The organism is Microbacterium sp. NPDC055903, assembly GCF_053615555.1.
Genome location: NZ_JBSHCA010000003.1, coordinates 166,707 through 184,850 on the forward strand (window position 1 = coordinate 166,707; position 18,144 = coordinate 184,850).

General features: G+C 69.3%; 18 protein-coding genes. 9 read left to right on the top strand and 9 right to left on the bottom strand.

Annotation, left to right across the window (positions count from 1 at the left end; genetic code table 11):
- Positions 1 to 2: 2 nt before the first annotated feature.
- Genes ACWGJP_RS14590 through ACWGJP_RS14600 form a run of 3 tightly spaced genes read left to right on the top strand, consistent with a single transcriptional unit; the run spans position 3 to position 2,885 of the window.
- Entirely contained in the window at positions 3 to 1,130 is a 1,128-nt protein-coding gene (locus ACWGJP_RS14590) for a cysteine desulfurase family protein (RefSeq protein WP_452330526.1), read from the top strand.
- 23 nt (positions 1,131 to 1,153) lie between these two features.
- Positions 1,154 to 2,095 carry a glycosyltransferase family 2 protein gene (locus ACWGJP_RS14595; protein ID WP_452330527.1) on the top strand — a complete coding sequence of 314 codons (942 nt, stop codon included), beginning with the start codon at positions 1,154 to 1,156 and terminating at the stop codon, positions 2,093 to 2,095.
- A 16-nt stretch (positions 2,096 to 2,111) separates the two neighbouring features.
- Complete coding sequence (locus ACWGJP_RS14600) at positions 2,112 to 2,885, top strand: SDR family NAD(P)-dependent oxidoreductase (protein WP_452330528.1); 774 nt, start codon at positions 2,112 to 2,114, stop codon at positions 2,883 to 2,885.
- 18 nt (positions 2,886 to 2,903) lie between these two features.
- On the opposite strand, the gene ACWGJP_RS14605 is transcribed toward ACWGJP_RS14600, so the two are convergent.
- From ACWGJP_RS14605 to ACWGJP_RS14620, 4 genes are read right to left on the bottom strand one after another with little or no spacing between them, the layout of a single operon-like run.
- Complete coding sequence (locus ACWGJP_RS14605; protein WP_452330529.1) at positions 2,904 to 4,214, bottom strand: alpha-L-fucosidase; 1,311 nt, start codon at positions 4,212 to 4,214, stop codon at positions 2,904 to 2,906.
- Positions 4,215 to 4,227: 13 nt separating this feature from the next.
- Positions 4,228 to 5,145, bottom strand: coding sequence for a carbohydrate ABC transporter permease (locus tag ACWGJP_RS14610; RefSeq protein WP_452330530.1), 918 nt, complete (start codon positions 5,143 to 5,145; stop codon positions 4,228 to 4,230).
- The gene (locus tag ACWGJP_RS14615; RefSeq protein WP_452330531.1) at positions 5,138 to 6,058 is read right to left on the bottom strand and encodes a carbohydrate ABC transporter permease; all 921 of its coding nucleotides are present in this window, start codon (positions 6,056 to 6,058) and stop codon (positions 5,138 to 5,140) included. The genes ACWGJP_RS14610 and ACWGJP_RS14615 overlap by 8 nt, the downstream gene beginning before the upstream one ends.
- On the bottom strand, positions 6,055 to 7,311 hold the full coding sequence (locus ACWGJP_RS14620; RefSeq protein WP_452330532.1) for an ABC transporter substrate-binding protein: 1,257 nt from the start codon (positions 7,309 to 7,311) through the stop codon (positions 6,055 to 6,057). Before ACWGJP_RS14620 ends, ACWGJP_RS14615 begins: the two co-directional genes overlap by 4 nt.
- Positions 7,312 to 7,541: 230 nt before the next feature.
- Between ACWGJP_RS14620 and ACWGJP_RS14625 the strand changes: the two genes are divergently transcribed.
- Positions 7,542 to 8,555, top strand: coding sequence for a LacI family DNA-binding transcriptional regulator (locus ACWGJP_RS14625; protein WP_452330533.1), 1,014 nt, complete (start codon positions 7,542 to 7,544; stop codon positions 8,553 to 8,555).
- Position 8,556: 1 nt separating this feature from the next.
- Here the strand turns inward: ACWGJP_RS14625 and ACWGJP_RS14630 are convergent, their stop codons facing one another.
- A complete protein-coding gene (locus tag ACWGJP_RS14630; RefSeq protein ID WP_452330845.1) occupies positions 8,557 to 10,614 on the bottom strand; it encodes an ABC transporter ATP-binding protein in 2,058 nt (685 codons plus the stop codon).
- A 154-nt stretch (positions 10,615 to 10,768) separates the two neighbouring features.
- Here ACWGJP_RS14630 and ACWGJP_RS14635 point away from each other — a divergent pair, with 154 nt between their 5' ends.
- Positions 10,769 to 12,259, top strand: a complete 1,491-nt coding sequence (locus ACWGJP_RS14635) for an MDR family MFS transporter (RefSeq protein ID WP_452330534.1) — start codon at positions 10,769 to 10,771, stop codon at positions 12,257 to 12,259.
- A gap of 35 nt (positions 12,260 to 12,294) precedes the next feature.
- On the opposite strand, the gene ACWGJP_RS14640 is transcribed toward ACWGJP_RS14635, so the two are convergent.
- Both ACWGJP_RS14640 and ACWGJP_RS14645 read right to left on the bottom strand, forming a co-directional pair.
- Entirely contained in the window at positions 12,295 to 12,426 is a 132-nt protein-coding gene (locus tag ACWGJP_RS14640) for a hypothetical protein (RefSeq protein WP_452330535.1), read from the bottom strand.
- Positions 12,427 to 12,473: 47 nt separating this feature from the next.
- Complete coding sequence (locus ACWGJP_RS14645; RefSeq protein WP_452330536.1) at positions 12,474 to 13,115, bottom strand: DUF1345 domain-containing protein; 642 nt, start codon at positions 13,113 to 13,115, stop codon at positions 12,474 to 12,476.
- 53 nt (positions 13,116 to 13,168) lie between these two features.
- Between ACWGJP_RS14645 and ACWGJP_RS14650 the strand changes: the two genes are divergently transcribed.
- Positions 13,169 to 13,678: a DUF6328 family protein gene (locus ACWGJP_RS14650; protein ID WP_452330537.1), complete on the top strand. Its 510-nt coding sequence runs from the start codon at positions 13,169 to 13,171 to the stop codon at positions 13,676 to 13,678.
- Here ACWGJP_RS14650 and ACWGJP_RS14655 read toward each other — a convergent pair.
- Together ACWGJP_RS14655 and ACWGJP_RS14660 are read right to left on the bottom strand one after the other, a co-directional pair.
- Entirely contained in the window at positions 13,662 to 14,150 is a 489-nt protein-coding gene (locus ACWGJP_RS14655; protein ID WP_452330538.1) for a GNAT family N-acetyltransferase, read from the bottom strand. The two genes, ACWGJP_RS14650 and ACWGJP_RS14655, sit on opposite strands and share 17 nt — an antisense overlap.
- Before the next feature lie 3 nt (positions 14,151 to 14,153).
- Positions 14,154 to 14,609, bottom strand: a complete 456-nt coding sequence (locus ACWGJP_RS14660; RefSeq protein WP_452330539.1) for an SRPBCC family protein — start codon at positions 14,607 to 14,609, stop codon at positions 14,154 to 14,156.
- 139 nt (positions 14,610 to 14,748) lie between these two features.
- Here ACWGJP_RS14660 and ACWGJP_RS14665 point away from each other — a divergent pair, with 139 nt between their 5' ends.
- The 3 genes from ACWGJP_RS14665 (at position 14,749) to ACWGJP_RS14675 (ending at position 18,084) form a co-directional block, all read left to right on the top strand.
- Positions 14,749 to 15,324: a 1-acyl-sn-glycerol-3-phosphate acyltransferase gene (locus ACWGJP_RS14665; protein ID WP_452330540.1), complete on the top strand. Its 576-nt coding sequence runs from the start codon at positions 14,749 to 14,751 to the stop codon at positions 15,322 to 15,324.
- 109 nt (positions 15,325 to 15,433) lie between these two features.
- Positions 15,434 to 16,762 carry an O-acetylhomoserine aminocarboxypropyltransferase/cysteine synthase family protein gene (locus tag ACWGJP_RS14670; protein WP_452330541.1) on the top strand — a complete coding sequence of 443 codons (1,329 nt, stop codon included), beginning with the start codon at positions 15,434 to 15,436 and terminating at the stop codon, positions 16,760 to 16,762.
- Positions 16,759 to 18,084 carry an NtaA/DmoA family FMN-dependent monooxygenase gene (locus ACWGJP_RS14675; RefSeq protein ID WP_452330542.1) on the top strand — a complete coding sequence of 442 codons (1,326 nt, stop codon included), beginning with the start codon at positions 16,759 to 16,761 and terminating at the stop codon, positions 18,082 to 18,084. Before ACWGJP_RS14670 ends, ACWGJP_RS14675 begins: the two co-directional genes overlap by 4 nt.
- Positions 18,085 to 18,144: the final 60 nt, after the last annotated feature.

Genomic DNA, 18,144 nt, shown 5'->3' on the forward strand with positions numbered 1-18,144 from the left:
CGATGCTGTACCTGGATCACGCCGCCACCTCCCCCGTGCGCCCCGAGGTCCTCGAGGCGATGCGGCCGTACCTGACCGATGTGTTCGGCAATCCCTCCAGCCACCACACCGCGGGTGAAGCGGCGGCGGGGGCGCTCGATGCCGCGAGGGCGCGGGTGGCTGCCGTGCTGGGGATGCGCGCGGGAGACGTCGTCTTCACCGCGGGCGGCACGGAGGCGGACAACCTGGCGGTGAAGGGCATCGTGCTCGGCTCCCCCCGCCGTCATCTCGTCGTCTCCCCCATCGAGCACGAGGCGATCCTCGAGTCCGCCGCCTATCTGGAGCGCTTCCACGGCGTCTCCGTGACCGCCCTCGCCGTCGACGGCGCAGGTCGTGTCTCGCCGGACGCCCTGGCGTCGGCGCTGCGCGAGGACACGGCCCTGGTGTCGATCGGCCATGCGAACAACGAGGTCGGCACCGTCCAGGACGTCTCGGGGCTGAGCGCCGTGACGCGATCCGCCGGCGTTCCCCTGCACATCGACGCGGTGCAGTCCGTCGGATGGCTGCCGCTGGCAGGTCTCGGCGCCGACGCCGTCTCGATCGCCGGCCACAAGGTGGGAGCGCCCAAGGGCATCGGAGCGCTGGGCGTCCGGGGACGTCTTCCGTTGGAGCCCGTGCTGCACGGCGGCGGACAGGAGCGGGGGCGGCGCTCCGGCACGGAGAACGTCGCCGGTGCCGTGGCCCTCGCGGTCGCACTCGAGCTCGCCGAGGCGGAGAGGGAGTTCGTCGCCGCAGCCGTCGGCGCTCGCACGCGGGCGTTCATCGCCGGCGTCCTCGCCGCGGTGCCGTCGGCCCGGCTCACCGGTGACCCCCTCCAGCGTCTGCCAGCGATGGCGAGCTTCACGTTCGCCGGCACCAGCGGCGAAGCCGTGCTGCTGGAGCTCGAGCGGCGAGGAGTGATCTCCTCGAGCGGCTCGGCCTGCGCGGCAGGCAGCGATGAGCCATCTCACGTGCTCCTCGCCTGCGGGATCGCCCCCGAGGTCGCGCAGACCTCGGTGCGCTTCACCTTCGGGCGCTCGGCTCTCCCCGAAGAGGCGCCGGCGCAGCTGGTGCGTCTGGTCGCGGATGCCGTGGCCGCCGTCTCCGGCTGAGGTGCTCGCCATAGACTCGCTTCGTGCCCGAACCGCTCGTCACCCTCATCGTCCCCGGGCGCGACATCGCCGCCTTCGTGCCGGCCGCGCTCGACTCGCTCCTTGCTCAGACCGAGAGCCGCTGGCGGGCGATCCTCGTCGATGACGGCTCGACCGACGGCACCGGCGAGATCTTCGCCGCCGCCGCGTCCGCGGACCCTCGCTTCCGCGTGCTGCACCACGAGGCATCCCTCGGCCTGGGCGCGGCCCGCAACGCCGCGATCGATCTCGTCGACACCGAGTACCTCGGCTTCCTGGACGGCGACGACGAGCTGCTGCCGACGGCGCTGGCGAGGATGCTCGGCACGCTCGCCGTCACCGGCAGCGACTTCGTCGCGGGGGCCTACGTGCGCTCCCGTCGCGTCGACGGCGTCTATCGGAGCGGCAGGGTGCAGCCCTGGGTCGCCGCCGCCACGGCGCCCGAACGGCACGCCACGACGATCTTCGAACACCCCCGCGCATCCGCGAACATCGTGGCATGGTCGAAGATCAGCCGCACCGACCTCTGGCGCGACCTGCGCTTCCCCGAGTCCGTGGCCTACGAGGATCAGATCGTCGCCCAGCGCATGTACACCACGGCGCGCGCGTTCGACGTGATCCCCGATGTCGTCGTGCGCTGGCGCCTGAGGGCCGACGGCTCGTCGATCACGCAGGGCAAGGCGCAGCTGCCCGTGCTGCGCGACTACCTCGCGGCGCTGCGCGGCGGCATCGACGTGCTCAGCCGTGCCGGAGCGCATGCCGCTGTGGCAGCTAGGCTGGAGCTCATCCTCGCGATGGATGTCGCGCCGCTCCAGGAGATCGCGGCCGACCACCCCGACCCCGCATACGCCGCGGAGGTCCGCGCTTTCATCGACGAGCTGCGGGCACGCCCCGAGTTCGCCGACGCTCATCCCGATCCCACCCTCGCGGCCGCGCTCAGCTGGTGACGGCCGCTGGAGACCCATGAACGCCTATCTCGAATCGCTCTTCTCCCTCGAAGGCCGCACCGCGGTCGTCACCGGCGGCAGCTCCGGCATCGGCCGCGGCATCGCCACCGCCCTCGCCCTGGCCGGGGCCTCCACTGTGATCGTCGCCCGCGGCGCCGATCGCATCGACGAGACCGTCCGCTCGCTGAGGGATGCCGGATGCCGCGCCGCCGGCGTCGTCGGCGACCTCGGAACCCGCGAGGGGATCAGGGCCGCCGCGGACGCGGCGACCCTGCCCTTCGGCGAACCGGACATCCTCGTCAACTCGGCCGGGATCAACATCCGCCCGCCCTACGCCGAGATCACCGAGGCCGACTGGGACGCGACCATGACCGTGAACGCGCTGGCGCCGTTCCTGCTCGGCCAGCGCTACGGCACCCGCATGGCCGAACGCGGCTATGGCCGGATCATCCACATCAGCTCACAGCAGGCGCACCGCGCCTTCGTCGGCAGCGGGATCTACGGCGCGTCCAAGGGCGCGATCGAATCCCTCATGCGCTCGGAGGCCGAGGCCTGGGGCGGGACGGGCGTCACGAGCAACACCCTCGTGCCCGGTTTCGTGCTCACGCCGCTGAACGCCCGCCTGCAGGAGGACCCCGAGAAGATCGGGGCGCTCGCCGCACGCACCATGATCGGCCGCAACGGCCTGCCGGAGGACTTCGCCGGGGCTGCCGTCTTCCTCGCCGGAGCGGGGTCGGCGTACATCACCGGCCACTCCCTCTTCGTCGACGGCGGCATGTCGGCGCACTGAGCGAGCGGTCCGACCGGCTCAGACGCGCCGGAACGCGACCGCGGCAGGGCCGTCTGCGACGCCGTCCACCCTGAGCACGACCTCGCCGGCGCCCTCCTCGATGGTCACGTCGCCCGCGAGCACTCTGGCCCCGGCTGGGTCGAAGCCCTCCGTGCGCACGCGCTGCTCCCCCGCGTCGCCGAGGAAAACGATGCGCTCGGTGGACGTGATCCAGTCGCGCCGCCAGGGCTCGTCCGAAGCGACGGACGAGGTGTCGGCGCGCTCTGTGACCGCCGCGATCTCGGCCAGCGGGCGCTTCCAGGCGCCGAAGGCCTCGAGCGTCTGCTGCTGCGCCTCGGGGATCTCGCCCTGCGCCGTGGGACCGACGTTCAGCAGCAGTCGGCCGCCCTTGGAGACGATGTCGACCCACAGCCTGGCCAACTGACCGGGGTCGAGGATCTCCTTGGGCGATTCGAGCCGGTTGTACCCGAACGACCAGCCGAGCCCGCGGTTGTTCTCCCAGACGTCCTTGGACTCGTTCTCCCTCATGGCGGAATACTCCGTCGTCGCGACGTCGTAGTACGTGTCGCCCCACCGGTCGTTGACGACGCCATCCGGATGCGTCTCGAAGTACTCGCGGAACAGCTCGTGAAGCCCTCCGGGGCCGCGGTGCTTGCCGGCATCCGGCCATTCGATGTCGTTCCAGAGCACCTCCGGCCGGTACCGCTCGACGAGGTCCCGCACATGGGCCAGCGCGTAGTCGTGGTACGCGGTGTCGTTCGGCCGCAGCGAGCGCACCTCGACATCGGAGCGATGCGGCGGGAAGTCCGTCACCGACCAGTCGAGCCCGCCGGAGTAGTACACGCCGAAGCGCATGCCCTCGGCCCTGACCGCGTCGGCGATGGCGCCGATGAGGTCGCGGCGCGGCCCGCGGTGCACCGTGTTGCGCGTGCCCGTTCCCGGTGCGTCCCAGAGCGCGATGCCGTCGTGGTGCTTGGTGGTGGGGATGACGTACTCCGCCCCGGCGCGGGCGAACAGCGCAGCCCAAGCCTGCGGGTCGAACCTCTCCGCACCCCACTGATCGAGGAAGTCGTCGTACGGCGCACCGCCGTGGATCTCTCGGTGATGCTGCTGGGCAGGGCTTCCCTCGATCCGGATCGTGTTCAGATACCACTCGGCGTACGGGTTGTGGGCGAACCAGGTCTCGTCGTCGATCTCGCCGAGTGCGCCGATCGGCTCTGCCCACGCCGGCACGGAGTACGCGCCCCAGTGGATGAAGATGCCGAATTTCGCGCGGTCGTACCATTCGGGCAGCGGCCGATCCAGATCGGTCCAGGTCTTGTCTGACATGAGTGCCTTTCGCTTAGCGGCCGCCGAGGCCGGACAGGGCGATCCCTCGGACGAGGTGTCGCTGGAGGAGGATGACGATGAGCGCCGTGGGCAGCATCGAGATCGTGGATGCTGCCATGAGCAGCTGCCACTGGTTCCCCTGCTGACCGAGGAAGCTGTTGAGACCGATCGGCACCGTGGCCATGTCCTGTGTGGACACGATGATGAGGGGCCAGAGGAAGCTGTTCCAGTAGTTGATGAAGGTGAACACGGCGAGCACGGCGATGGCCGGACGGGCGATGGGGACGATGATCGAGAGGAGCGTGCGCCAGCGGCTTGCGCCGTCGACGATCGCCGCCTCCTCCAGCTCACGCGGCACGGTGAGGAAGAACTGCCGCAGCAGGAAGGTCCCGAACGCGGTGAACGCCCACGGGAGGATGAGCGCCTGGTAGCTGTTCTGCCAGCCGAGCTCCTGCATGAGGATGAACATCGGGATGACGACGACCTCCTGCGGGACGAGCAGGGTGACCAGATAGAGCGCGAACAGACCTGAGCGTCCTCTGAACCGCATCCGCGCGAACGCATAGGCCGCGAGGACGCTCGTGACGCACACGAGCACGGTGCCGAGCACCGACACGATGATGCCGTTGATCATGAAACGGCCGAAGGGCACGTACGTCCATGCGTCCGCGAAGTTCTGCCAGCGGATCTCGGTGCCGAAGAACGTCGGCGGGGACGAGAACACCTCGTTCCCCGGCTTCAGGGCCGTCGTCAGCATCCAGACGAACGGCAGGAGGAAGACGATCAGCACCAGGGTGAGCAGCACCTGCGACACGATTCCTCTGGCCGCATCGGCCCGCCGGCGCGAGGACGCAGGACGCGAGACGTAGCCCTTCCTTCGCGGCTGCACCACTGCACGTGTGGACAGGGCTTCCACGGTCGAGTCACTCATAGTGCACCCACTTCCTCTGGCCGATGAACTGCACCGCGGTGATGAGCGCGATGATCGCGAACAGGATCGTCGCCACCGCCGATGCGGTGCCGAGGTCGAAGAGCTGGAACCCGCGCTGGTAGAGGTACATCACCATCGTGGTCGTGGAGATGCCAGGGCCGCCGGCGGTGAGGACATAGGGCTGCGCGAACACCTGGAAGGCGGTGATCAGGGTCATCACCGTCGCGAAGAAGATCGACGGGGACAGCATCGGGAGCGTGATGTTCCAGAACCGCCGGAACGCACCGGCACCGTCCAGCGAGGCCGCCTCGTAGAGCTGGTCGGGGATCGAATCCAGGCCGGCCGAGAACACGAGCATGTTGTAGCCGAACCCCTGCCAGAGCGACATCGCCACGATGACCGTCATCGCACCCGCTTCGCTTCCGAGGGGGTTGAAGCCCTCGACGCCGAACCATCCGGCGATGTCCGCGAAGACGCCATTGGGCTGGACGAGCAGTCGCCACACCAGCGCGTTGGCGACGATCGGGGTCACCGCGGGGAGGAAGAACAGCATGCGGTAGACACCGCGCCCGCGGATGCGGGGCGAGATCCAGATCGCCAGGCCAAGGGCCAGGATGAAGTTGAGCGGGACGTACAGGACGACGAACAGCAACGTGTTGCCGACGGTGCGCCAGAACATCGGGTCCGCGCTGAGGATCGTCACGAAGTTCGTCAGGCCCGTGAACGAGCGCTCCCCGATGACCGGCCACGAGAAGAACGCGATGACGATGGATGCGATGATCGGGCCCAGCGTGAAGACGAGGAAGCCGATGCCGCTCGGCGCGAGGAAGCCGTAGGCGGCCCTCGCCTCACGCCGAGCGGCGCCGCGCCCCGGTGACGCGCCGAGCGCCGGGGCCGTGCCTGCGCGGTTCACTGCTGCGCGCCGGCCTCGGTCTGGCTCTGCACCGTGCCGAGGAAGTCCTCCGCGGACATGTCGCCGTTCAGAGCGCTGACCGCGTACTGGTTGAACAGCGTGTTCACCTGGGTGAAGTTCGCTGTGGATCGCATGGGCTCGCCGGTCGCGCCGGCTGCCGCCAGTGTCTCCTCCGCGACGGCGAAGTCGCCGTGGAAGTAGGCCGGCTGCTCCGCGACCCTGGCGGGATAGGCGCGGCCCATCTCGGCGAGCGCGGTCTGCGCCTCGGGGCCGGTGAGGGAGGCGATCGCCCGCAGGGCCTCATCGGGGTACTCGCAGGAGGCGCTCACCCCGTATCCGGAACCGGCCACGGGGGTGCGGGACCCATTGGGGCCGGCCGGGATCGTCGCGACGCCGAACTCGAAGCCGACCTGTTCGGCCACGTATGCCAGCTGCCACGGGCCGTCGACGGCCATGGCCGCATCACCGGCGACGAACGCGTTCAACGCGTTGTAGGTGTCGCTGGTCGCAGGCAGCTGCGGCGAGCTGCCGTCGGCGACGAGGCCCTGGAGGAACTCGACGGCCTCGACCATGGCGGGGCTGCCCATCTGGAGCGTTCCGTCTGCGGCGACGCCCTGGTCGCCCGCCAGGGTGAGCGACCACGCCGTCGCGGAGTCCAGCGACGGGTTGATCGCGTATCCGTAGCCGCCGTCGCCGGTCAGCGCCGCCGCGGCGGCAGCGAAGTCCTCGACAGTCCACTCAGCGGCGGGCTCCGCCACGCCCGCGTCGGCGAAGGCATCGGCGTTGTAGTAGACGATCAGAGGGCCGAGATCGTAGGGCACGGCGAGCTGCTCTCCATCGACGCTCGTCGCCTCGACGATGGAGGCGTCGAACTCGCCGAGATCGATGCCCGCATCGGCGAGTGCGGCGTCGTCCAACGGGTGGAGCAGGGCACGGATGCTGCTGGCCCTGGGCGACTGGACACCGAGGATGCAGGCCTCGGAGCCACCGCTGGCCTGTGCGGCGAGCTTGGTCCAGTAGTCGTTGAACGGCGACGTCTCCAACCGGAGGCGGATGTCGGGGTTCTGCTCCTCGACCAGGGCGACGAGCGTCTCGAGGGCCTCGTTCTCGGCATCCGAGCCCGCCCACATCGAGAACGTCAGGGTGGTGACGCCGTCCTGCTGGCCGCTGCCGGCGGAGCCGCTCGAGCAGCCGACCAGCGCAGCAGTGACTCCGACACCGGCGAGCGCGACCTTCGCGTATCGTTTCATCATCAAACCTTCCTCATCGAAGAATGAATGCACACCCGCTGCGTACCGCTCAGATCGGATGTATCTCCGCCCATCTTGCGGCAGTTCCCGAGTCAGGTCAAGCATTCTTCGATAAACATCGGAGGTTTATGGAGATTCGCCTCGCTCAAAGACATCGTCTTCCGCGCTGTGTCGGACGGCACTTTCGCCACATCGAAGGCGTAACGTTTCGCTTAGCGAACGAAGAGGGCGGGATGAGCACATACAAGGATCTGCAGCGGGCGACGGGGCTGTCGTTGGCCACCATCTCGAAGTACTACAACGGCGGCAATGTGCGTGCGGAGAACGCGCGCGCGATCGAGGCGGCGGCCCAGCGTCTCCAGTTCCGCCCGAACCAGCTGGCGCGCTATCTCCGGTCCGGCCGTTCGCGGACGGTCGGGGTGCTCCTGCCGGATCTCACCAGCGAGTTCTACCTCTCGATCCTCGCCGGCATCGAGAGACGTCTTCGCCACAACGGCGTCAGCCTGCTCATCTGCGCCGACCATCCGGCGGAGGACGGCGTCGGGGATGCCGTCGACTTCCTGGCCGGCCGCATGGTCGACGGCATCATCACGATCCCCACGCAGCGCGCCGTTCCGGGGCTCCGGGATCTGGCCGCCTCGGGCACGCCGATCGTCACGCTCGACTGGCAGGCGCCGGGTCTGGATGCGGACGCGGTGGTGATCGACAACGAGCGCGCCGCGGCGACGGCGATCCAGCACCTCATCGACCACGGCCATGAGCGCATCGCCTACCTCGCCGGGGACGACACCCCCACTCTGGTCGCACGCCTTGCGGGTGTGCGACACCAGCTGAGCGCACGGGGCATCGAGATCGACGAGGCGTACATCGTCCGCTCGCCGCTGAGCGTCGAGGCAGGCCGAGAAGCCATGCAGCGGCTCCTGCTGCTCGAGCAACGCCCCACGGCGGTGTTCGTCGCCATGAACCTGCTCGGGATCGGGGCCCTGACGGCGCTCAACGAGTCCGCCACGCGCGTCCCTCGGGACATCTCCTTCATCGGCTTCGACATGCCGCACATCGCACGGATGACGAATCCACCGCTGACGGCAATGGAGCAGCGGGTCGACGAACTCGCAGAGGCGGCCGCCGATCTCATGCTCGCACGGCTCGCCTCCGACGGGTCGACCACCGCGGACCCCGAGGTCGTGGTCCTCCTCGCGGACTACGTCCCCGGCGGCTCCGTCGCCGATCTGCGCCCGCTGGACTGACTCACGCCTCTGGCGGCTCGATCGGTGTTCGCGCGTCCCTCGGATCCTGGACCGGCAGCGTGGCGGTGAGCGCCGCCACGGCATCCTCCCCCGCCGAGCCCTCCGGTGCGCGATCCGCTCGCCGGGCGGCGAGCACCGCGGTCATCGCGTCGGTGACGGCGTTGCGCGGCTGCACGGCCTGCTCAGCCCCCTCGATCCGCGCGGCCGCCACCTGCTGCGCGGCGAGCTCGGCGTAGAGCCCGCCCGCGGCGAGCAGCTCGGCGTGCGTGCCGGATTCCACGATCGACCCCGCCTCCAGGACGTGGATGACGTCGGCGGTCATGATCGTGGAGAGGCGATGCGCGATGGAGAGCACGGTGCGACCCTTCGCCGCTTCATCGAGCGCTTCCTGGACGACGCGCTCCGAGACGGTGTCGAGCGCAGAGGTGGCCTCGTCGAGAAGCAGGACGGGCGGATCCTTCAGCAGCACCCTCGCAATCGCGATGCGCTGCTTCTCCCCGCCGGACAGGCGGTAGCCGCGCTCTCCGACGATGGTGTCGTAGCCCTTCTCGAACCCCGCGATGATGTGGTGGATGTTCGCGGCGGTGCACGCCGCGATGAGCTCCTCCCCGGTCGCCCCCGGCTTGGCATAGAGCAGGTTCTCGCGGATCGTGGCGTGGAAGAGATAGGTCTCCTGCGAGACGATGCCCACGTCGTCGATGATCGACTCCTGGGTGAGCGTTCGGACGTCTGCCCCGGCGAAGCGCACCTCGCCATCGGCCGCGGAGTACAGCCGGGGCGCGAGATACAGCACGGTGGTCTTCCCCGCGCCGGAGGGCCCGACGAAGGCCACGTGCTGCCCCGGCTCGGCGACGAAGGAGACGCCCTGGAGGGTGGGCCGCGCGTCGGCGGAGGCATCCGGATACCGGAACACGACGTCGCGGAACTCGATGCGGCCTCGCGGGCCGGGGGCGGAGGAGACGGCGATGGCATCAGGAGCGTCCTGGATCTCGGGGACGAGGTCCAGATACTCGAAGATGCGGGCGAACAGCGCGGCGGAGGTCTGCAGGTCCAGCGCAACGCGCATGAGGCCCATCAGCGGCATGAGGAGCCTGGCCTGCACGGTCGTGAACGCGACGACCGTGCCTGCGGTGATGGCGCCGGCGCCTCCGGCGAGCAGATAGCCGGCCACGAGGTAGATGACGGCCGGCACGGAGGACATCAGCACCTGCACCACGGCGAAGAAGCCCTGGCCGCTCATGGCCCTTCGGACCTGGAGGTGGACCTGGTTGGCGTTCTCGGCCTGATAGCGCTCGGATTCAGTGCGCTGACGGTTGAACGACTTCGACAGCAGCATCCCCGAGACGCTCAGCGTCTCCTGGGTGATCGAAGTCAGCTCGCTGAGCGATTCCTGGGTCTCCCCCGCGATCCGCGCGCGGACCTGCCCCACGCGGCGCTGGACGATGACGAGGAACGGCATCAGCACGACGGCGATGAGCGTCAGACGCCAGTCGATGAGGATCATCGCCACGAGAGAGGCGATGACGGTGACGACATTGCCGAGGATGCTCGTGACGGTGTTCGTGAGCACGCCGGAGACGCCGCCGACGTCGTTCTGCAGGCGGGACTGGATCACACCTGTCTTGGTCCGCGTGAAGAAGCCGAGCTCCATCGCCTGGAGGTGCTCGAACAGGCGCACCCGGAGGTCGCCCGTCACCCGATTTCCCACCGTCGAGGTGAGCCAGGTCTGCGCGACGCCGAGCCCCGCCGACAGCAGGAACAGCGCGATCATCGCCACCACCAGCGTGACGAGCAGACCGAGGCTCGGCCCGCCGCCGTCGACCGGGAAGAGCGCGTCATCGAAGATGCGCTGCACGAGCAGCGGCGGGATCACCGCGATGCCGGCGCCTGCGACGACGAGGATGCCGGTGACCGCGATCCTTCCGCGATACGGCTGGAAGAGGGCGACGACCCGTCGACCGAGCCCTGGGATCTTCGGCGCCTCCGCGTTGAGCTTCTTCTGCGCCGCCTCGTCGACCCCTCGGAAACCGCCTCCGCCACCACCGCGTCCGCCGCCCATGCTCATGCGGTCAGCCTAGACCGCGCACGGATTCCGCTGCGCGGGAATGCGGTGTCGGTGCCCGCGGTTATCCTTGAGGCTTGCCTTCGCGCGGATGCCGTTTCCTCGGTTCCGCCGGTGGCCTTCCGCCCGCCCCAGACCCTGAGGAGACGTCATGGCCACCACGACCGGTTCGATACCCACCGAGACGAGCGGGCCTCTCCCGACGGCGAAGGGCGCCCCCCTGATCCCGCGCTCGGACATGAAGGTGATCTGGCTCCTGCTCGTCGCCGCATTCGTGGCGATCCTCAACGAGACCACGATGGGCATCGCGATCACCCATCTCAACGAGGACCTCGGCATCCCGCCCGAGCTCGGTCAGTGGCTGACCAGCGCGTTCCTGTTGACGATGGCGGTCGTGATCCCGACCACGGGCTTCCTGCTGCAGCGCTTCACGACTCGTCAGGTCTTCCTCACTGCGATGTCGGCCTTCTCGCTCGGCACGCTCGTGGCGCTCGTCGCCCCCGGCTTCGAGGTGCTGCTCGCGGGCCGCGTCATCCAGGCTGCAGGAACGGGCATCATGATGCCGCTGCTGATGACGACGATCATGAACGTCGTCCCCGCGCAGTCGCGCGGCCGGATGATGGGCCGCGTCGGCCTGGTCATCTCGCTCGCCCCCGCGATCGGGCCCACGCTCGCCGGCGCCGTGCTGGATGCGCTGAGCTGGCGCTGGCTCTTCGCGATCGTGCTGCCGATCGCCCTGGCGTCGCTGGCGATCGGTGCGAAGTGGATGACGAACCTCGGCGAGACGAAGAGCGTCCCGCTCGACATCCTCTCGATCCCGCTCGCCGCGCTCGGCTTCGGCGGTCTCGTGTTCGGGCTCAGCCAGTTCGGCGGACACGGCGGCAGCGGTGCCACGACGGGTGTGATCGCTCTGATCGTGGGCGCGGTGTCCCTCGGCCTGTTCGTCTGGCGCCAGCTCGTGCTGCAGCGCATCGACGACGCGCTGCTCGATCTGCGGGTGTTCCGCTCCCGGAACTTCACGATCTCCGTGATCATCATGACGATCGTCGCGCTGTCGATGTTCGGGACCCTCACCCTGCTCCCGCAGTATCTGCAGAGCGTCGTCGGTCTGTCCGCGCTCGACTCGGGGCTCATCCTGCTGCCAGGGTCCGTGCTGATGGGTCTGCTGGGCCCTGTGATGGGTCGCATCTACGACGCCAGGGGAACGCGCACGCTGCTCATCCCGGGGACGCTGCTCGTGTCGGCGGCGCTGTTCTTCTATTCCACCGTCACCGAGCACACGCCGTGGTGGCTGCTCGTCATCGTGCAGTCGGCGATGTCGATCGGCATGGCGATGTCGTTCACCCCGCTGTTCTCCGCCTCGCTCGGCTCGCTCGAGCGCAGCTTCTACTCGCACGGCTCGGCGGTGCTGAACACGCTCCAGCAGGTCGGTGGGGCGGCGGGTGTCGCCCTGCTCACGGTGACGTACTCGTCGATCCTGCACGCGGGTGAGGACGCCGGGCTCTCGACCGCGGCGGCAGGCGCGCCCGGTGCGCGGATGGCCTTCCTCATCGCCGCGATCATCTCGCTGGCGGCGGTCGCCCTCAGCCCGTTCGTCCTCAAGCCGGCCGACGACACCGAAGGGTTCCACGGCGGTCATTGACCATCGCGGCTGCGGCGATCAGGCGCCGCAGCGGGTCACTGTCCGGGCAGGGCGCAGGATCCGCCGCAGCAGGATCCGGCGTTCGCATCGCCCAGCAGGTTGAGACCGGCGGGCGCGGTGAGCGGCTGCGCGTTCGTCGCGTCGGCCGGGATCTGCGGAGTGCTCATGCTCCCCATGCTACGCCTGCGCGAAGGATCGGGCTCCGCCCTGCCGTTCAGCCGAGGCCGACCACCAGGTTGATCGTCGTGGCGAGGATCACGGTCGCGAAGAGGTAGGCCAGCACCGTGTGCCCGACGACGATGCGACGGATCGCGTTCGCCGTCACGTTCGTGTCGGCGACCTGATAGGTCATTCCGAGCCCCAGCCCGAAGTAGACGAAGTCCGTGTACTCCGGGTCCGCGTCCTGGTTGAAGTCGATGCCGCCGACGGGGTCGCCGTAGTACAGCCGCGCGTACTGCAGCACATAGTCGACCTGGATGAGCGCCCAGGAGGCCGCCACGCTGAGGACGGCCGTCCCCGCCAGCGCGTACTCCTCGGCGCCCGCGGCGCTCTGTCCCTGGGCGATCACCGCGCCGACCGCCACCAGACTGATGAGGCTCCCGAGCACGGAGAAGATCCGCGCCGTCCTGCGGCCCGGCGCCTCCGCCGTCGCGTGCGCGCGGGTGGATGCGGCATCCATCGGCCAGATGAGCAGGAGCACCCAGACGACGTTCACGAGGGCGAAGGCGCCCCATGCGCCGATCAGGCCGGCGGCGAGCCCGAGGAGGGTCGTGAGCAGCACGCCGGCCACGATCCCCGCGACGAGCGCGGCGACCAGGCGGATCCGTACTCCGGCGCGCAACGACAGCCTGCTCATCCTCGGATTCTAGGGGGTGGACAGGATGCCGCCTCGGCGCAAGACTTCGGGTCATGAAGACGGATGCCCGTGCCGGAGACGGCCGTGACGAGACGACGAACGAACGGGCCGATCGCAACTGGGACGAGCTCATGCAGGAGCTGCGAGTCATGCAGACCGGCACGCAGGTGCTCTCCGGCTTCCTGCTCGCCGTCGCCTTCCAGCCGCGCTTCACGGACCTCGATGAGCTGCAGCGCGGCCTGTACCTCGTCCTGGTCGGGCTCGCCGCCCTGGCGACGATCCTCGCGTTGACGCCGGTGGGAATGCACAGGGCCCTCTTCGGCCGTCGGCGCAAGCCGGACCTCGTCCGGATCGCCTCGGTGATCATCCGAGCCGATCTCGTCGTGATCGGCGTCCTCACCGTGGGGGTGACAGCCCTCATCGTCGACTTCACCCTCGACCGCGGCACGGCGGTGATCGTCCTGATCCTCGTCTCCGTGATCGTCATCGGCCTCTGGGCGGCGCTGCCGCAGTGGGCGTACCGCGGTTCGCGAGCACGCGGAGACGTCAACGACTCCCGGTGAGGCGTTTGCGGAGGAAGACCTGTGCCGTGCCGTCGCCCTGATCGACGCGCGTCGTCTCCCGGTAGCCGCAGCTCTCGTAGAGCCGGAGGTTCGCCTCGCTCAGACTGCCCGTGAACAGCTCAGCCTCCGGCGCCGTGCTGGATTCCTCCGCTGCGCTCAGCAATGCACGGCCGACCCCGTGCCCCTGCATGTCCGGCGCGATGGCGATCCGTCCGATGAGCAGGAGCTCCGGCGTCTGTCTCGCCCTGATGGCGCCGACAAGGCGCCCCTTGACCCGCGCGACCCACCCGACGGCGTCCACGAGCTCCGCTCTGAGCTGGTCGAGCGTCTGAGTCAGCACGGGCATGTCGACCGTGCCGTAGATCATGGCCTCCGAGACGAATGCGGCGCGCTGGATCGTGAGCACCTCGCCGGCGTCCTCCTCGCATATCGGCGAGATCTCGATCGCCGCGCTTGCCTCCCGTTCGGACACCGGCTACGCGTCGACCTCGCCGCGCCATCCTCCCGTGGGTGCACCGCGGTCCTCGATGAAGCGCTTGAAGTTCGCGAGATCCTTGCGGACGGCGTGCGAGCCGGCGCCGACGAGCGAGCCGACCGTCTCCACGAAGCCCTCCGGCTCCCAGTCGAGCTGGACCGTGACGCGCGTCACATCGTCTGACAGACGATGGAACGTGACCACGCCTGCGTGATCGGCGTCGCCGCCGGTGCTGCGCCACGCGACGCGCTCGTCCGGATGCTGCTCGGTGATCTCGGCGTCGAACTCGCGCACCACGCCGCCGATCTCGACCTTCCACCGCGTGTGCGTGTCATCGAGCTGGGTGATCGAGATCACCTCCTCGAGGAAGTCAGGGAAGCTCTCGAACTGCGTCCACTGGTCGTATGCGACCCGGACGGGAACGTCCACGTCGATGGTCTCGATGATCTGCGCCATGCTCTTCTCCTCCATCCCGCCGCGTATCGGCGGTCTTCCATTCAGCACGGCGCCCGGGATCATCCACAGGGCCTTGACAGCCTGCTCGCCTGCACTGAGCATGCCCGTGCGCGCATACCGGCTCGCGTACGGTTGACGGATGCTCACACGCGCTCTCTCCCGCCTCTTCTGGGCGTTCAGCCGCTGGACGCTCACCGGGGAGGGCGCACCCGATCGGCCGACCATCCTGATCGGCGCACCGCACACGTCGAACTGGGACTTCGTGCTCATGCTCGCCATCGCCTGGCGGCTCGACATCGACGTGCACTGGCTCGGCAAGAAGAGCCTGTTCCGCGGGTGGCGCGGCCCGATCATGCGCGGTCTCGGCGGCATCCCGGTCGACAGGGACGATCCTGGTCGCGTGGTGAACGACGTCGTGACCCAGGTGCGATCGGGCGGCGTCTTCGGTCTGGTGATCACACCGGACGGCACTCGGGGCGGCAACGAGTACTGGAAGAGCGGCTTCTACCGAATCGCGCGCGAGACGGGGATGCCGATCACGCTGGGCTACGTCGACCGTACGACGATGACGACCGGTCTCGGGCCGACCATGGAGCTCACCGGAGACGTGCGGGCGGACATGGACCGCGTCCGCGCCTTCTACTCCAACAAGGCCGGCGTCCGCCCGGAGCGCCGCACCGAGCCGCGTCTGCGCGAGGAGGACCGCGCGGCGTGAGCGGCGCAGATCACGCCGTATGACATCGCGGTTTTCCGCGTGGGCATCCTCGATCTAGCATCGGACGATCCGCTGAGCCCTGGGGTCGGCGCGGATCGAAGGGACCATCATGACCGATGCCGGACGCCTCGGGTTCTCTACCCGTCAACTGCACGCGGGCGACGAGCCGCACGGGCCGCACGCACCGCGCGCCACACCGATCTACCTGACCGCGGGATTCGCGTTCGACGATCTCGAGGACGGGCAGGCGCGATTCGCAGGGACGAGCGCCGCGCACAGCTATACGAGGGTGAGCAACCCGACGAGCGCCGCCGTGGAGCGGCGCCTCGCCGACCTCGAATCCGCAGCCGCTGCGGTGCTGGTGAGCACAGGCCAGGCCGCGATCGCGACCACCGTGCTCTCCCTCGTGGGCGCTGGCGACCATGTGCTCGCCTCCTCGAGCCTCTACGAGGGCACGAGGGAGTTCCTCCGCGACGATCTCGGGCGGCTGGGTGTCGACGTCACCTTCGTCGCCGACGGAGCCGATGCCGCGCAGTGGCGGGCGGGCATCCGTCCACGCACGCGGCTGCTCTTCGGCGAGTCGATCCCCAATCCGAAGAACGATCTGCTGGACATCCGGATGCTCGCCGACGTGGCGCACGCCGCCGGCGTCCCGCTCGTGATCGACAACACGCTCGCGACCCCGTATCTGCTCCGCCCCGCCGAGCACGGCGCCGACATCGTCGTGCACTCGGCGAGCAAGTTCCTCGCAGGGCACGGAGCCGTGCTGGGCGGAGTGATCATCGACGCAGGGTCGTTCGACTGGAGCGGTGCGGCGGATGCCTATCCGCAGCTGGCGCTCGAACGCGGCCCTGACGGCCTCACGTTCGCAGAGCGCAGCGGACGCACGGCCTTCGCCGACATCGCCCGCAAGGTGGCGATGCGATTCGGCCCTGCGCCGTCGCCGCTGAACGCGTTCCTGCTTCTGCAGGGCGTCGAGACGTTGTCGCTGCGCGTGCAGCGACAGACCGAGACCGCGCTGCGGATCGCCGCCTGGCTCGAGCAGCAGCCCGAAGTCGCGTCCGTCGACTACAGCGGCCTCGCCTCCAGCCCCCACCGCGCCCTCGCAGACGTGTACCTGCCCCGAGGGCAGGGGTCGGTGTTCTCCGTGACGCTGCACGGCGGGCTGGACGCCGCGCGCGCGGCGATCTCGGCCTTGGAGATCTTCACGCACATGACGCACCTCGGCGATGTGCGCTCGCTGGTGCTCCATCCGGCATCGACCACGCATGTCCTGCGCGACGAGGCCGAGCGGGAGGCCGCGGGGATCGGCCCTGGCCTGCTGCGCCTCTCGATCGGCCTGGAGGATGCCGAGGACCTCATCGATGATCTGCGCAGGGGCCTCGACGCGGCCTCCGCGATCCTTTCCGAGCGGACGGCCCAGGAGCTGGCGGCATGACGAAGCAGCAGCACTTCGGATGGTTCCTGTCCCGCGGATTCGGTCCGCACGGCTGGGCGCGTCCGTACTTCGAGTGGAATCACGACTGGCTGCGTCCCGACCTGTATCAGCAGTCCGCACGCGAGCTCGAGCAGGCCGGTTTCGACTTCGTCCTCATCGAGGACGCCCTCTCCATCGGCATCACCCCGGAGACGCTCGGACTACGCGTGCGCAAGGCGTACGGCGGCCCCAAGCACGATCCTTGGACACTCGCGCCCTACCTCTTCGCCGCGACGCAGCACCTCGGAGTGATCCCGACGGCGAACGCCGGCGCGTATCCGCCGTATCTGGCGGCGCGTCAGTTCGCCTCGCTGCAGCATCTGAGCTCTCACCGACTCGGCATCAACGTCGTGACCGACGTGGGAAGCGCTCACCACTTCGGCCAGGAGCGGCTCACCCACGACGCGGCGTACGACAGGGCCCAGGAGTGGCTCGACGCCCTGCGTCTGCTGTGGCACAGCTGGGACGACGACGCGCTCATCGCCGATCCGGTGAGCCAGATCTACGCCGACGGCGCGAAGATCCATGCCGTGCAGCATCGCGGCGAGTACTTCTCGTTCGACGGCCCGCTCAACGCCGTGCCGTTCCCCGCCGGAGATCCCGTCATCGCCTCTCCAGGCGGCTCGCCGCGTGGGATCGGCTTCGCCGGGGCGAACTCCGAGATCCAGCTCGCCCTCGCAGGCCTCGACGTCGACAGCATCCGTGCATACCGCGCGAAGGTGCGCGCGGCGGCGGAGGCGAACGGCAGGGATGCCGACGCGATCCGCACCTTCTTCGTGTTCAAGCCCATCGTCGCCGCCAGCGCGGAGGAGGCCGACCGCATCGTCGCGCACTCCGCCGCACCCGACGACAGCGTCCTCCGGGAGGTGGCCGAGGCGTGGTCGAGCGATCTGGAGACGGATCTCACCGCACTCGACCTGGATCGTCCTCTCGACCCGTCGATCTTCGGCGAGCACGTCTCCAAGGGGACGATCCGGGGGCTCCAGGGCGAGCACGACTCCTTCGCGGACGTGCCGCTGCGGGCGATCCTGACCGGCAAGGCGCGGCTGCGCCGCGTCGGAGACCCGCGTGGCGGCACCGTCGGCACGGCGGACGAGATCGCCGATCTCATCGAGCAGCTGGGTGACGACGCGGACAACGACGGCCTCATCTTCTCGGGTGATCTGCACCCGGTCACGATCCACCGCGCCCTGGACGAGCTCGTCCCGATCCTCCGCCGACGCGGGATCCTGCGTTCGGACTTCACCGGAGAGGGTCTGCGCGCGAACCTGACGTCGTTCTGAGCATCCGGCCGCATTCTGGAGGGGCGACGCCATCGCGTCAAGGGGGTGCAGAGCCGTCGC

Excerpts from the sequence above, each read along its gene's own strand:
- ACWGJP_RS14670 (WP_452330541.1), top strand. The coding sequence starts at position 15,434 with ATGACCGATGCCGGACGCCTCGGGTTCTCTACCCGTCAACTGCACGCG.
- ACWGJP_RS14590 (WP_452330526.1), top strand. The coding sequence starts at position 3 with ATGCTGTACCTGGATCACGCCGCCACCTCCCCCGTGCGCCCCGAGGTC.
- ACWGJP_RS14630 (WP_452330845.1), bottom strand. The coding sequence starts at position 10,614 with ATGGGCGGCGGACGCGGTGGTGGCGGAGGCGGTTTCCGAGGGGTCGAC.
- ACWGJP_RS14675 (WP_452330542.1), top strand. The coding sequence starts at position 16,759 with ATGACGAAGCAGCAGCACTTCGGATGGTTCCTGTCCCGCGGATTCGGT.
- ACWGJP_RS14620 (WP_452330532.1), bottom strand. The coding sequence starts at position 7,311 with ATGATGAAACGATACGCGAAGGTCGCGCTCGCCGGTGTCGGAGTCACT.
- ACWGJP_RS14660 (WP_452330539.1), bottom strand. The coding sequence starts at position 14,609 with ATGGCGCAGATCATCGAGACCATCGACGTGGACGTTCCCGTCCGGGTC.
- ACWGJP_RS14645 (WP_452330536.1), bottom strand. The coding sequence starts at position 13,115 with ATGAGCAGGCTGTCGTTGCGCGCCGGAGTACGGATCCGCCTGGTCGCC.
- ACWGJP_RS14640 (WP_452330535.1), bottom strand. The coding sequence starts at position 12,426 with ATGAGCACTCCGCAGATCCCGGCCGACGCGACGAACGCGCAGCCGCTC.
- ACWGJP_RS14605 (WP_452330529.1), bottom strand. The coding sequence starts at position 4,214 with ATGTCAGACAAGACCTGGACCGATCTGGATCGGCCGCTGCCCGAATGG.
- ACWGJP_RS14665 (WP_452330540.1), top strand. The coding sequence starts at position 14,749 with ATGCTCACACGCGCTCTCTCCCGCCTCTTCTGGGCGTTCAGCCGCTGG.
- ACWGJP_RS14625 (WP_452330533.1), top strand. The coding sequence starts at position 7,542 with ATGAGCACATACAAGGATCTGCAGCGGGCGACGGGGCTGTCGTTGGCC.
- ACWGJP_RS14650 (WP_452330537.1), top strand. The coding sequence starts at position 13,169 with ATGAAGACGGATGCCCGTGCCGGAGACGGCCGTGACGAGACGACGAAC.
- ACWGJP_RS14600 (WP_452330528.1), top strand. The coding sequence starts at position 2,112 with ATGAACGCCTATCTCGAATCGCTCTTCTCCCTCGAAGGCCGCACCGCG.
- ACWGJP_RS14635 (WP_452330534.1), top strand. The coding sequence starts at position 10,769 with ATGGCCACCACGACCGGTTCGATACCCACCGAGACGAGCGGGCCTCTC.
- ACWGJP_RS14610 (WP_452330530.1), bottom strand. The coding sequence starts at position 5,145 with ATGAGTGACTCGACCGTGGAAGCCCTGTCCACACGTGCAGTGGTGCAG.